We start from the raw sequence: 11174 nt of genomic DNA on the forward strand, positions 1-11174 counted from the left end.
CGTCATGTCCATTGCTGACATCCTCAGCTCCGTCACGGATTTCCTTGAGCTTGGCGGCCCGGTTGTCGCCGTTCTGGCGGGACTTTCCGTGATCGCGCTGACGGTCGTGATTCTCAAGCTCGTGCAGTTCTGGCTGCAGCGCGTGGGCCGGCCGGGCCGCGCGGAGGCCGCCGTGCGCCTGTGGGCCCATGGTCGGCGGCGCGAGGCCTGGCAGGCCCTCGGCGACATCCGCAGCGCGTCCGAGGAAGCCGTCGCCATCGCCATGCAGTCGGCCGAGGCCGGCAATGCCGACAAGGCCCTGGTCGAGGAGGACATTGCCCGGGCGGCGACCCGCCGCCTGCATCGCTTCAACAGCGGCATGAAGGGGCTCGACGCGATCGCGCAGATTGCGCCGCTGCTCGGCCTGTTCGGCACCGTGCTCGGCATGATCGAGGCCTTCCGCGAACTGCAGTCGGCCGGCAATGCCGTCGACCCCTCGCTGCTTGCCGGCGGCATCTGGGTGGCGCTGCTGACGACGGCCGTCGGCCTCGCGGTCGCCATGCCCGTTTCGCTCGTCGTCACCTATCTGGAAGGGCAGATCGAGAGCGAGAAGGTCGCCATCGAGACACTCGCCTCGGTCGTGCTGCTGGAGCAGGCGCGCGGCGGCCGGGCCGGCGTCGCGGAGGCCGAGGTCACGGAGGCGGGGGGCTACGAACGGGTCGCCAATGCGCATTGAGTTCGCCCCTCCGCGCAGGCGCCGCCTGTCGCTGACGTCGCTGATCGACGTGATCTTCCTGTTGCTGCTGTTCTTCATGCTGTCGTCGACCTTCACGCGTTTCGCGCAGGTCGAGCTGGCGGCACCGGGCGGCGGCGGGAGCGCGGGTGTCTCGCGCCCGGACATCTTCGCGACGGTCGATGAGGGCGGGCTGACCGTCAACGGCACGCCTGTCGACCCGCAGGCACCGGGAACGGTCGTCTCCGGGCTTGTCGAGGCCGGGGCCAAGACGGCGTTGCTCGTGCCGCGCGAGAGCGCGCGCGCCCAGGATCTGGTGAGCGCCCTGGAGTTGCTGCGGGGCGGCGGTGCCGCGCTGCAGGTGATCGTTGCGAGGCCCAGATGATCAAGGTCCGCCAGAACCCGCCGAAGCGACAGGCGGAAAGCACCATCTCCCTGATCAACATCGTCTTCCTGATGCTGATCTTCTTCCTGATCGCGGGCCAGCTGTCGCCGCCGGCCGATCCCGACGTGACGCTGGTCGAGACGACGGACGCACCGCCGCTGGCACCGCCCGATGCGCTCTTCGCCGACAGCAGTGGCGGCCTCACCTATCGCGGCCGCCCGACCGATATTGCCGCCTATCTCGCCCAGAGGGGCGCGAGCGTCACGCCCCGCGAGGCACCTGCCGAAGGGGAGGGTGAGCCGGCCGACGGGCCGTCCGTGATGCTTGCCGTCGACCGCGATCTCGCGGCGGCGCGCGTCCTTGCAATTGCCGACGAGCTGTACCGGTCCGGAGCGGGCAAGGTGTCGCTCGTAACCAGGGGAGCTGAGTGATGAAGTTGAGACCGCATCATGTCCTGGTGGCCCTGGCGATCTCGACGGCGGTCCATGCCTCGACGGTTGCCGCCATCATGTACGAGAGCGACGGCGTGCAGATGGAAGGCGGCGGCGCGATCCTTTCGGCGGAACTCGGCAATGCCTTCGCCGACGCACTGCAGGCAGGCGCTGATGGCGAGCACAACGAGGTCACCAGCGAGACCTCCGAGACGGTGACGCCGATTGAGGCCCCGGAAGGGGAAAAACCGGTCGAGCACGCCACGGCGCTGAAGGAAACGGTCAGCGAGGAAGCGAGCGCGCCGGATGTTCCGCAAAGCAAGGCCGTGCCGCCGGAAGAGGTTGTCGAGGCGATCAAGCCGCCGGCCGAGGCAACGCCGACCGAGGCCGTGACGGCGGAAGCCCTGTCGCAGGTTAGCGAGACGGCGCCGTCCGGGGAAACCGTTCAGGCCCGGCCGATGGAAATGGCGGCGCTGGCCCCGGCGACGGCCGCGACCGTCATTGCCACCGCGGTCGAGCAGCCGACCGAGACACCGGAGGAGGCGGCGCCCGTTCAGGCGAGCGTGTCGCCGCTCGAGGCCCGGTCGGTTCCCTCGACCGAACAGCTTGAGGCGGTGGTCGCAACGCCGATGCCGCAGGCGCGGCCGAAGGACCTGAAGATTTCCGAGGTTCGCCGCGAGGCGCCGGCGAAGAAGGCCAAGACCGTCAAGCGGCAGAAGGAAAAGGCGGCGAGCGTCCGGGCGAAGAAGACCGCCAGAGGCGCCGGCGGCCGGTCGAACGCCACCGTCAAGGCGGGCGGATCGCAAAATGTCGGCAAGTCGAAGGAGTTCGGCAATGCCGATGCCTCGAAATATACCGGCAAGGTCTATCGCAGGATCGACCGGGCGAAAAAGCGCGGCCGCGTCGGCGGTCGCCAGCGCGGCGAGGCTCTGGTGACGTTTGTCGTCAGCAGCAGCGGCGGGCTTGCCGGTGTCCGGCTGGCGCGCAGCTCCGGCAGCGAGGTGATCGACCGCGAGGCGGTGAAGACGGTGCAGCGGGCGCAGCCCTTTCCGCCGATCCCGCCGGAGGCCCGGCGCAAGAACTGGGCCTTCACGGTGCCGATCGTTTTCTGAAGGGGCGTTTGTTCGAAAAGGCCGGATTCAGACAAAACGCGACAGTTTTTTGCAAAAAATTGATTCAGAATTGCACCGGATTGATCGATTTCTTTTCCGGGCGGGAGACCGCCCGGAGACATCCCGCCGGCCACGGCGAACGTGCCTGTCCCCGCTCCGGCGGGATCCCTGTCCCCGTCGAGCCTGCCCGGAAATCCCCGCACCGTGCGGCAGGGGTATGATGCCGGTCCTCGATCGTCAGGCTCGGGCCGGATCTCTGGCAAGGTTGCGACTGGCGTCACGCAGCGTGGTTGCGATTTCGCGGCGGTCATCGCGGTTGCGCAGGGTGCGGTTGGCATCGGTCGCGATCAGGCGCAGATGGGTCTTGAGCGTGTGCGCATGTTCGCTGCGCGTCACCAGCGCCATGCGTCCGACGGCCTCGATGAGGCGAAGCGTCACCATCACGTTGCCGCTGGCGACGCGGCGCAGCGGATGCAGGGCGGTGCCGACAATCTCCCCGACCTCGATCAGTTCGAGCCAGACGCGGGGCTTCTCGTCGCCGTCGCAGACAAGCGAGGAGGGCGCGCCGCGCTGCAGGATCATCGCCAGCGAAGCGGACAGCTGGTCGATGGCGCTGATCGCCGTATAGGGGTCATTGATGCCCGGAGAGAGGGCCCTTAGCGCGATCTCGACGCTCAGATGGACGTTGAAAAGAATGTCGCCATCGGCGGCCCGCGCGTCGGCCAGCAGGATCGCGGCATGCAGCACGCCCTCGTCGATGCGCCGCGCTTCGTCCCGCTCGCCCTCGTCGTGAACATAGGCAATCGGCGTGTTGGCCAGGATGAAGTGTCCGGGACGGGCGACGACGCGCACGAACCCGTCCTTTTCCGTGGCCTCGTGCAGGATGGGCGGGGCCTCGACCGCCGTGACGTAGCCCGAGCGGCGGGCGATGACGGCACGGCCCTCGTCATCGGGGACCGCGTCGCTGTCGTCGGCTTTCTCGGCCGGTTCCTCCTCCAGCAACCGTTCGATAGCCGAGCGCAGCGAACGCTGGGTCCGGCCGATTTCATTGTCGACCATTACCCGCTGCGCCGTGTCATGCACGAAATAGACGACCTGAAAGAAACTCAACGTTGCCAGCGCGATGGCAATGGCCACGGCCAGTCGCGGAACCTCGTCGTCGCTCACGGCATAGAGCAGCAGCAGCGAATAGAGAAAAGTTGCCCCGAGAAGACCAATGGTCGATTGATTGACACGATTGCCGGTGAAGGTTTCCAGCAAGCGGGGACCGATATTGCCGGCGGCCAGCGTGAAGACGACCAGTGTCAGGGAGTAGACAAGGCTGATCACCGTCATCATCGCGCCGGCAATCGTGCCCAGCACCGCGCGGGCGCCGCCGGCGGTGATGTCCAGGAAGGGAACCGCCTCGAAGAGCGGCTCCAAGACCCCCGAGCGGTCGATCCAGGTGGTGACGATCGCAAGCAGAACGCCGGTGCTCGCGATCATTGCCGGAACGAACAGGAAGCCGCGGACGAGGCGGCGGAGACGGAGGAGCAGGATTGTCTCGAACACGAACGTCCCCGTTGCCGGCGGATGAGGGCAGGCCCGCGTGAGAGGTTGCCCGCGAGATCACAGCATATCCGTATTTGACCCTGAGGGGCGAGGTCTGTTTTCGAAGGTGCGGATCTTGCGACATGGCAGCGCCCGCAGGCTGCGGGGTTCCATGATGGTCCCGGAAGTCCGGGCCTGGGTTCTTTTTCTGGTGGTTGCCGTGGCGGCGATCGGCGGCGTGTTTTCCCGGGCGCTCGCGGACGCGGTGCCCCTGCCACAGCCGCGCCCGGCAGCGGTTTCGACCGGAGGAGGCGAGGACACCGGCGCCAACCGGGTGGCAGAACGGTTTGCCAACGGGTCGCCGGATGCCGACCCCGCACCGCTGCCCGTGCCGAGGCCGCCGCAACCGGCCGGGGCGGGCATGGCAGGCACGCCTGTCCTGCCGTCTCCACCGATGCAGAATGCGCCTGCCTCCGGCACGCAGGCCGGCGGTTGCCTTGTCGCGCTTGGCGCGGCCGGAGCCGATTTCGAGGTGGTGCCACCGATCGAGACCGACACCGCCTGCGGCATCGAGGACGCGGTGATCGTGCGGCGTATCGGCGACACCAACCTGCTGCCGCCCGCGACGCTCTCATGCGATACGGCGCTGCGGCTGACCCGCTTCACGCGCAGCGTGATCCTGCCGGAAACCCGGCGTTTGGCCAGTGCCGGCTTGCGGGATATCCTGATCGCCGCGTCCTACGATTGTCGCGGGCGGAACCGCGTGCCCGGCGCGCGATTGAGCGAACATTCCTTCGGCCGTGCCGTCGATATTCGCGGACTGCATCTGTCGGACGGCAGTGAGTTTGCGGTTACGCCGCGCGCGGCCGCCGACCTCAGCACCCATGCGCGCCTTCAGCGGAGCCTGAGGCAGGCTGCCTGCGGCCCTTTCACCACGGTGCTGGGTCCGGGCTCGGACGCCCATCACGACGACCACTTTCATTTCGACAGCAAGCCGCGCCGAAACCCCTATTGCCGGTAGGTGCGAGCAGGGAGCGGCGCATCAGGCCGGCGTGCAGCGGTAGATCGGGCCCTGCTGGTAGCAGAGCCGCCCTTCAAGCGTAGTCATCTCGAAGGCGAAACCGTTCCGGCGCAGCATCTCCTCCAGTTGAACGGGTCCGCGCCCTAGCGATGGTTCAGGATGATGTGCGATCTCGAGGACGCGATCATGTCGCTGGACATGACCCGGTCATTGAGGCCGGCGAGGGCCTCGGGCGAGGCGACAATGCACCGGGCAACCGCGTCGACTTCGCCGGAAAGCGAGAACACCTCGCAAACCCCTTCGAGCGATGCCAGCCATTGCAGTGCCGGCTCGCAGGGGCGCGCCGCGACCTCCACGAACAGGAGGGCCTGCATGAGGCCGCCGGCCTCTTCCGAGATTTCCGCCCTGTAACCCCGGATGACCCCCTCTGCCTCCAGCCGGGTCACACGATCCTGGACCGCGGTGCGGGACAGGTTGATCTGGCGCCCCAGCGCGGCAAAGCTCATGCGGGCGTTGCGCCCAAGCGCGGCCAGTATTCTCTTGTCCGTCCTGTCCAGAGCCAATTTTCCCTCGATATGCATGCCGCTTACGTCGGTTCGCAAGCTGTCCGGATGGCAGTTTCCGGGGGAATATACAAGTTCCCGAGACAGGAGGTCAGCATGCGAAAAATCACCGCCACGGAATTCACCGGCACCAGGGCCTGGGAGGCGCTCGACATCGAGAACATCGAGGGGGCAAGCGTGCGCCTGCACTGGACCGACGCACCCTACAAGTGGCACGTCAATGACGGCCCCGAGGTCTTTGTCGTTCTGGATGGCGCGGTCGACATGCACACCCGCAGGAACGGCAGGGAAGAGGTCTGGCGATTGTCGGCCGGAGACATCTTCCACGCCGGAAATGGCGACGCGCATGTCGCGCATCCCGACGGCCCGGCCCGGGTCCTGGTGATCGAGAAGGCCGGAAGTGTCTGACCGGCGCCCAATCGCTGCCGGCGAGGGCATGCGGGGAGCTCTTGCCGTCTTTTTGCCGTTCGAGCGGTTCAGACGTTGCCCGGTTCCGGTTTGCGGCGGAAGCTGCTAGAACGCGCCGTCGCCGCAGACGGCATCGTCGTCGCGAACCAGCCGAACCATGTTCGACGAACATGTATCCGGCCACCGAACCGGACCATGCGTGCCCGGTTCCAGATTCCCGAATGCAAAGCCGATGAACGCCTATCACGACCACAGGATTGCCGTCGCACCGATGATGGAATGGACCGACCGGAACTGCCGGGCGTTCCACCGCGTGCTGTCGCGCCATGCCTTGCTCTATACCGAGATGGTTGCCTCGGCAGCGGTGATCCACGGCGATCGGGACAGGCTGATCGGCTTCGACGCGATGGAACATCCCGTCGCCTGCCAGCTGGGCGGTTCGGATCCGGCCGAGATGGCGGAGGCGGCGCGCATCGTCGAGGCCTATGGCTATGACGAGGTCAACATCAATGTCGGCTGCCCCTCGGACCGGGTGCAGTCGGGGCGCTTCGGCGCCTGCCTGATGAAAGAGCCCGAACTCGTGGCCGAATGCGTGCGCGCGATGAAGGCGGCGGTCGCCATCCCCGTGACGGTCAAGTGCCGGATCGGCGTCGACGAGCAGGACCCCGAGCCGGCGCTCGATGCCATGGCCGATGCCGTCGCCGATGCCGGTGCCGACGCCTTGTGGGTGCATGCCCGCAAGGCCTGGCTGCAGGGGCTGTCGCCGAAGGAGAACAGGGACATCCCGCCGCTCGACCATGACCGGGTCTATCGGCTCAAGGCGCGCCTGCCGGGGCTCTATGTCGGCATCAACGGCGGCATCGTGGATCTCGACGCGGCGGAAAAACACCTTGAACATGTCGACGGGGTCATGCTCGGGCGCGCCGCCTATCACGACCCCTGGATCCTGGCACGGGTCGACAGCCGGTTTCACGGGGCGGACGATCCGGCCGGCGACCGGCCGGCGGCGGTTGCCGCCTTTCGCGCCATCGCGCAGGAACGGATCGCCGCGGGCATGCGGGCGAACCAGTTGCTCCGCCATGTCCTGGGCCTGTTTCACGGCGTTCCCGGTGCGCGCGCCTGGCGCCGCCGCCTGACGGTGGATGCGGTCAAACCGGGCGCGGGGATCGAAGTTCTCGACGAGGCGCTGCAGGAGATACTGGACACCGCACTGGACAAATCGTCCGCACTGGGTCAGTTAGAAATGACAGGGGCTGTCGCAAGCTAGAGCCCGATCCCACCCGTTCCCGCGACGGCTCGCTCCAACGCCATCTCACGACCTTGCTGGGGGCTTTTCATGGATTTGTCGTCGATCAACGGCGAGGTCATCGGCCTCGTGGTCGCTCTCATCGCGTCCGGCGCGGTGGCCGGCCTGCTTGCCGGTGTGTTCGGTATCGGTGGCGGCGCCGTTCTCGTGCCGGTGCTGTACCAGTTCCTGACATGGCTGGGTGTGGATGAATCCGTGCGCATGCATGTCTCGGTTGCCACCTCGCTCGGCATCATCGTGCCGACCTCCATCCGCTCCTTCATGGCGCACAAGGCGCGCGGCGCGGCCGATCTGGAACTGCTCAAGAGCTGGCTGATCCCGGTGCCCGCGGGCGTCCTCGTCGCGAGCCTCGTTGCCGCTTATGTGTCGGGCGATGGCCTGAAGGGCATTTTCGCCGGCATTGCCGTCGTTGTCGGCCTGCGCATGCTGTTCAACCGGGAGAGCTGGAAACTGGGGTCCGATATTCCGGGCAACCCGATACGGGCGGCCTGCGGCATGCTGATCGGCTTCTTTTCCACCCTGATGGGCATTGGCGGCGGCGTCATGAACAACACCTTCATGACCCTTTACGGCAGGCCCATCCACCAGGCGGTGGCGACCTCGTCGGGCACCGGCGTGCTGATTTCCATTCCCGGCGTCATCGGCATGGTCTGGGCGGGCTGGGGGGCGGCCGATCTTCCGGCATTCTCTCTCGGCTATGTCAATCTTCTCGGCGTCGCGCTGATCATCCCGATCACCACGTTTGCCGCGCCCTTCGGCGTGAAGATCGCCCACGCGCTGCCGCGCCGCCAGCTCGAGGTGTTCTTCGGCCTGTTTCTGCTGAGCGTTGCCGCGCGCTTCGCCTGGAGCCTGTGGGGCTGACGCCGCCGGCTTCCGGAACCGGTCGTCAGGGCTCCAGGATCAGCCTGTCGCCCTCGACGCGCCAGCTGCTCAGCCGGTCGAGTGCCGACAGGCCGAGGAGGCTTGTCTCAAGGGCCCCCTCGCGCGCCACGAAGGCGCGCAGGTCCGTGAGGCGAAGGGTGTCGATCTGCAGGCTTTCAAGACGGATCGCCGCGACTTCGCTGATGCCGTTCGCCGTGGAAACCGGCACCGTGTAGGAGAGGGCAGCCGTGTCGATGCCGGCCGCGCGCGCATCGCTTGCCGTCAAGGTCACCGCCGAGGCGCCGGTGTCGAAAAGGAACCCGACCGCCGCGCCGTTCACCGAAGCGTTGATCCGGTAATGCCGCGACCGGTCCCTGATCACCGTGATCGTCCCCGAACGGGCGTCGGTCATGGCGGTTCCGGGAAAGAGCGTACCGATCACGCGTTGCCCGACGGCCTGAAGCTCGCTCCGGTAAGTGTATCCCGTCACCAGAAGCAGGCCGAGAACGGCCCAGATCACGAGCGATTTGAGCAGGGCCGGCACCTGGCGCGGAGCGGCGAGCATCGAGCCGCCGATCACGACGAGCAGCGCCAGCAACGCGACGATGCGGGCGCCCCTGTCGGAGAAAACCGGCCCGTCGGTGGGCATTTCGGCGCCGGCGAAAAAGGCGATCACGGCGCCTGTCATGATCACCAGCAGGATGGCGATCACCAGGGTGCCGGCGAAGCTGCCGCGAAACATCAGCCGGCCTCCTCAACAAGGCGGGCGCGATTCCGCAACTCATCGATGATCGCACGACGCTGTCCGTTCGCGAAGCCGGCCCATCCGGCGATCTCGTCGAGCGTGCGCAGGCAACCAACACACAGGCCGCTTTTCGTATCGATCCGGCAAGTGCGGATACAAGGGCTTTCGATGTCGCTCATTCCGCAATCCAGTGTCAGTGCCAGTGGGTTTCAGGTCCGTTGACCACGATGTGGTGCGGTGTCACTGGCGCGACAAGGCCGTGATGGGGGCGGTCAGGATGCGCAAGGGGAAAGTGATGGCCGCCTTGGCCGTGTTGCCGACCGTTTCGACGGTCGCGTCCGTGGTGCGCACCTGGTCGCGCAAGTCGAGCGATTGCAGCGCCTGGCGCAGTTCCGGGGCAGCCTGGGCCAGTTGCGCGAACTTGCCGTGGTTGGCGGCGTCGGCGCCCTTGACCTCCGTCAGGTCGACGACCACGGCGCCGAGTTCGGCGAGGTCCTCCTCGTCGTCGTAAGCGCCGAGCCGCTGCTTGCCGCCGGCAAGCAGGCTTGAAGCCTGTAGCGCCCGGTCGTCGCGCGACACGAGGATGACATAGGGGCGTTCCGGCTTTCCCGCGCGGCGCAGCTGCGACTTGAAGACGTCGACATCGAGGTCCGGCGCGGCCATGGCCATGAGCCCCATCTTGCCGCGGGGGAGTGGCTTGCCGGAAATCCGGATCTGCCTTGCGGTTTCCGTCAAGACCCAGTTGCCCATCGAGTGGGCCAGCACATTGACCTTTTCCGCATTCGATGCGGCAACCGCGCGCAACGTCTGCTCGAGCCCGTCACGGGCGATCGTGGCGCTGTTGTTGTCGTAGAGATAGCCGGTGATCTCGCCGCTCGACGCCCATGTGAACAGCACGGCGACCTGCGGCAGGCCGGAATCGTGCTTCAGCTGGACCATCCGGTAGAGCGCCTCGGGAAAGCGCGTGTTGTAGCCATGCACGAAGACGAAGACCTCGCGCTGGCCCTTCGGCCGTTTCGCCAGTTCCCGGTTCAATGCGGCGCGAAAGCCGGTGTCGTCGAGATAGCTGGCGGCGCGAAGCGTGAAGTCCGTTTCGGGATTGCCCGGCGGGGCGTTCGGCCATTCGATCTGTCCCGGCTCATGGCCGGGGGGAACCGAAACGGTTGCAACCGCGTGATCCAGTTCATCGGCCCGCTCGCCGCTGAACAGGCTGCCGGGCCGCGTGTCGCGGGCGCGCGTGGTGGCGACAAGGATGGTGTGTTCCGTCGCCTCGGGTGCAGCATCCCGCGAAACCGTCAGGCTGCCGGGGCCGGGCCGGCCTGCACAGGCCACCAGCAGCATCGTCAATACAAGAACCGTCGCCAGACGCGTCGTGGCGGTGCGTCCGGACGCGGGATGGGGTGAGCTTGTCTGCAAGTGTCGGAACTCCGGATGGCCGGCCGAAGGGACGGTCGCTCCCGACTTCATATCACGCGAGGGCAGGCGATGACATGACGCTCATGCTGCCACGCAAAAACCGAGCAGGACCGAAAGAACCGCGACCTGCTGCGCGGTTCCCAGAACGTCGCCGGTATGTCCGCCGATCTTCGCCAATGCGAGGCGGCGCAGGCCAATGCCGGACAGGACCGCAAGCACGGCCGCCGCTGCGACTGCGGCCAGCGGGACGACAGCGAGGGCTGCGAGAAGGCCGCCGGCGCCAAGCAGTGCCGCGATCCCGGCACCACGGGGCGACGGTGTGCCGCAAAGGCTGGCGAGCCCGCCGGGGCGCGCCGGGGGGAGGGTGCTCCACACACTCGCCATCGAGGCCCGCGATCCGGCTTCGGCAAGGACCAGAAGCAGGCCTGCGAGCGCCGGCGAATAGCGCGCGACCAGCGCGGCAACGAGTGACACTTTCAAAAGGCATGTCAGGATCAGGGCCAGCGTGCCGAACGCGCCGATACGGCTGTCCTTCATGATCTCGAGGCGGCGTTCCGGCGTGCCGGCCCCGAAGAACCCGTCCGCGACATCGGCAAGCCCGTCCTCGTGCAGACCGCCCGTGACGGCGATGCCGATGCCGACCGCCAGGCTGGCGGCAACCATGCCGGGAAGCGCGGTCGCGCC

14 protein-coding genes are annotated in these 11174 nt (G+C 67.2%); 8 read left to right on the plus strand and 6 right to left on the minus strand.

Annotation, left to right across the window (positions count from 1 at the left end; all coding sequences use genetic code 11):
- The first annotated feature begins 4 nt into the window (after positions 1 to 4).
- Genes ACN0T5_RS16260 through ACN0T5_RS16275 form a run of 4 tightly spaced genes read left to right on the plus strand, consistent with a single transcriptional unit; the run spans position 5 to position 2640 of the window.
- On the plus strand, positions 5 to 715 hold the full coding sequence (locus ACN0T5_RS16260) for a MotA/TolQ/ExbB proton channel family protein (RefSeq protein WP_417769659.1): 711 nt from the start codon (positions 5 to 7) through the stop codon (positions 713 to 715).
- Entirely contained in the window at positions 705 to 1097 is a 393-nt protein-coding gene (locus tag ACN0T5_RS16265; protein WP_417769660.1) for a biopolymer transporter ExbD, read from the plus strand. The genes ACN0T5_RS16260 and ACN0T5_RS16265 overlap by 11 nt, the downstream gene beginning before the upstream one ends.
- On the plus strand, positions 1094 to 1528 hold the full coding sequence (locus ACN0T5_RS16270; RefSeq protein WP_417769661.1) for an ExbD/TolR family protein: 435 nt from the start codon (positions 1094 to 1096) through the stop codon (positions 1526 to 1528). Before ACN0T5_RS16265 ends, ACN0T5_RS16270 begins: the two co-directional genes overlap by 4 nt.
- The gene (locus ACN0T5_RS16275; protein ID WP_417769662.1) at positions 1528 to 2640 is read left to right on the plus strand and encodes a TonB family protein; all 1113 of its coding nucleotides are present in this window, start codon (positions 1528 to 1530) and stop codon (positions 2638 to 2640) included. The genes ACN0T5_RS16270 and ACN0T5_RS16275 overlap by 1 nt, the downstream gene beginning before the upstream one ends.
- Positions 2641 to 2877: 237 nt before the next feature.
- Here the strand turns inward: ACN0T5_RS16275 and ACN0T5_RS16280 are convergent, their stop codons facing one another.
- A complete protein-coding gene (locus ACN0T5_RS16280) occupies positions 2878 to 4191 on the minus strand; it encodes a DUF2254 domain-containing protein (RefSeq protein ID WP_417769663.1) in 1314 nt (437 codons plus the stop codon).
- Positions 4192 to 4342: 151 nt separating this feature from the next.
- Between ACN0T5_RS16280 and ACN0T5_RS16285 the strand changes: the two genes are divergently transcribed.
- The gene (locus ACN0T5_RS16285) at positions 4343 to 5191 is read left to right on the plus strand and encodes an extensin family protein (protein ID WP_417769664.1); all 849 of its coding nucleotides are present in this window, start codon (positions 4343 to 4345) and stop codon (positions 5189 to 5191) included.
- A 143-nt stretch (positions 5192 to 5334) separates the two neighbouring features.
- On the opposite strand, the gene ACN0T5_RS16290 is transcribed toward ACN0T5_RS16285, so the two are convergent.
- The gene (locus ACN0T5_RS16290; protein ID WP_417769665.1) at positions 5335 to 5754 is read right to left on the minus strand and encodes an Lrp/AsnC family transcriptional regulator; all 420 of its coding nucleotides are present in this window, start codon (positions 5752 to 5754) and stop codon (positions 5335 to 5337) included.
- 96 nt (positions 5755 to 5850) lie between these two features.
- Here ACN0T5_RS16290 and ACN0T5_RS16295 point away from each other — a divergent pair, with 96 nt between their 5' ends.
- The 3 genes from ACN0T5_RS16295 (at position 5851) to ACN0T5_RS16305 (ending at position 8329) form a co-directional block, all read left to right on the plus strand.
- Positions 5851 to 6162 (plus strand): cupin domain-containing protein, encoded by a 312-nt coding sequence (locus tag ACN0T5_RS16295; RefSeq protein ID WP_417769666.1) that lies wholly within the window; start codon positions 5851 to 5853, stop codon positions 6160 to 6162.
- Positions 6163 to 6394: 232 nt separating this feature from the next.
- Entirely contained in the window at positions 6395 to 7429 is a 1035-nt protein-coding gene (gene dusA, locus ACN0T5_RS16300) for a tRNA dihydrouridine(20/20a) synthase DusA (protein WP_417769673.1), read from the plus strand.
- 69 nt (positions 7430 to 7498) lie between these two features.
- Complete coding sequence (locus ACN0T5_RS16305; RefSeq protein WP_417769667.1) at positions 7499 to 8329, plus strand: sulfite exporter TauE/SafE family protein; 831 nt, start codon at positions 7499 to 7501, stop codon at positions 8327 to 8329.
- A gap of 25 nt (positions 8330 to 8354) precedes the next feature.
- Here the strand turns inward: ACN0T5_RS16305 and ACN0T5_RS16310 are convergent, their stop codons facing one another.
- The 4 genes from ACN0T5_RS16310 to ACN0T5_RS16325 all read right to left on the minus strand — a co-directional run.
- Positions 8355 to 9071 carry a retropepsin-like aspartic protease family protein gene (locus tag ACN0T5_RS16310; RefSeq protein WP_417769668.1) on the minus strand — a complete coding sequence of 239 codons (717 nt, stop codon included), beginning with the start codon at positions 9069 to 9071 and terminating at the stop codon, positions 8355 to 8357.
- The gene (locus tag ACN0T5_RS16315) at positions 9071 to 9253 is read right to left on the minus strand and encodes a DUF1289 domain-containing protein (RefSeq protein ID WP_417769669.1); all 183 of its coding nucleotides are present in this window, start codon (positions 9251 to 9253) and stop codon (positions 9071 to 9073) included. The genes ACN0T5_RS16310 and ACN0T5_RS16315 overlap by 1 nt, the downstream gene beginning before the upstream one ends.
- Positions 9254 to 9314: 61 nt before the next feature.
- A complete protein-coding gene (locus ACN0T5_RS16320; RefSeq protein ID WP_417769670.1) occupies positions 9315 to 10490 on the minus strand; it encodes an alpha/beta hydrolase in 1176 nt (391 codons plus the stop codon).
- A gap of 81 nt (positions 10491 to 10571) precedes the next feature.
- A partial coding sequence (locus ACN0T5_RS16325) for an adenosylcobinamide-GDP ribazoletransferase (RefSeq protein ID WP_417769671.1) occupies positions 10572 to 11174 on the minus strand: 603 nt, incomplete at its 5' end.

Origin of the sequence: Stappia sp., assembly GCF_048261845.1 — a bacterium.
GTDB lineage: Bacteria > Pseudomonadota > Alphaproteobacteria > Rhizobiales > Stappiaceae > Stappia.

Bases quoted from the DNA above. Each gene is read 5' to 3' on its own strand.
- ACN0T5_RS16285 (WP_417769664.1), top strand. From the start codon at position 4,343: ATGATGGTCCCGGAAGTCCGGGCCTGGGTTCTTTTTCTGGTGGTTGCC.
- ACN0T5_RS16260 (WP_417769659.1), top strand. From the start codon at position 5: ATGTCCATTGCTGACATCCTCAGCTCCGTCACGGATTTCCTTGAGCTT.
- ACN0T5_RS16305 (WP_417769667.1), top strand. From the start codon at position 7,499: ATGGATTTGTCGTCGATCAACGGCGAGGTCATCGGCCTCGTGGTCGCT.
- ACN0T5_RS16265 (WP_417769660.1), top strand. From the start codon at position 705: ATGCGCATTGAGTTCGCCCCTCCGCGCAGGCGCCGCCTGTCGCTGACG.
- ACN0T5_RS16295 (WP_417769666.1), top strand. From the start codon at position 5,851: ATGCGAAAAATCACCGCCACGGAATTCACCGGCACCAGGGCCTGGGAG.
- ACN0T5_RS16310 (WP_417769668.1), bottom strand. From the start codon at position 9,071: ATGTTTCGCGGCAGCTTCGCCGGCACCCTGGTGATCGCCATCCTGCTG.
- ACN0T5_RS16315 (WP_417769669.1), bottom strand. From the start codon at position 9,253: ATGAGCGACATCGAAAGCCCTTGTATCCGCACTTGCCGGATCGATACG.
- ACN0T5_RS16270 (WP_417769661.1), top strand. From the start codon at position 1,094: ATGATCAAGGTCCGCCAGAACCCGCCGAAGCGACAGGCGGAAAGCACC.
- ACN0T5_RS16275 (WP_417769662.1), top strand. From the start codon at position 1,528: ATGAAGTTGAGACCGCATCATGTCCTGGTGGCCCTGGCGATCTCGACG.
- dusA (WP_417769673.1), top strand. From the start codon at position 6,395: ATGAACGCCTATCACGACCACAGGATTGCCGTCGCACCGATGATGGAA.